The sequence below is a fragment of the Pseudomonas citronellolis genome (assembly GCF_029335315.1).
Lineage (GTDB): Bacteria > Pseudomonadota > Gammaproteobacteria > Pseudomonadales > Pseudomonadaceae > Pseudomonas > Pseudomonas citronellolis_A.
Map to the genome: position 1 here is coordinate 1 of NZ_JARJLT010000063.1, position 347 is coordinate 347.

The 347-nt window shown below is 49.3% G+C and carries 1 rRNA gene; it reads left to right on the plus strand.

Annotated elements, in window-relative coordinates:
• Positions 1-347: ribosomal RNA gene (locus tag P3W75_RS05160) — 23S ribosomal RNA — on the plus strand; the annotation flags it as partial.

The following is a 347-nucleotide window of genomic DNA, read 5'->3' on the forward strand; positions in this document are numbered from 1 at the left end:
ATAGGTGTGTGAGGCGAACCAGGGGAACTGAAACATCTAAGTACCCTGAGGAAAAGAAATCAACCGAGATTCCCTTAGTAGTGGCGAGCGAACGGGGATTAGCCCTTAAGCTTCTTTGAATCTAACAGAACGCTCTGGAAAGTGCGGCCATAGTGGGTGATAGCCCCGTATGTGAAAGGTTCTTGGAAGTGAAATCGAGTAGGACGGAGCACGAGAAACTTTGTCTGAACATGGGGGGACCATCCTCCAAGGCTAAATACTACTGACTGACCGATAGTGAACCAGTACCGTGAGGGAAAGGCGAAAAGAACCCCGGAGAGGGGAGTGAAATAGAACCTGAAACCGTA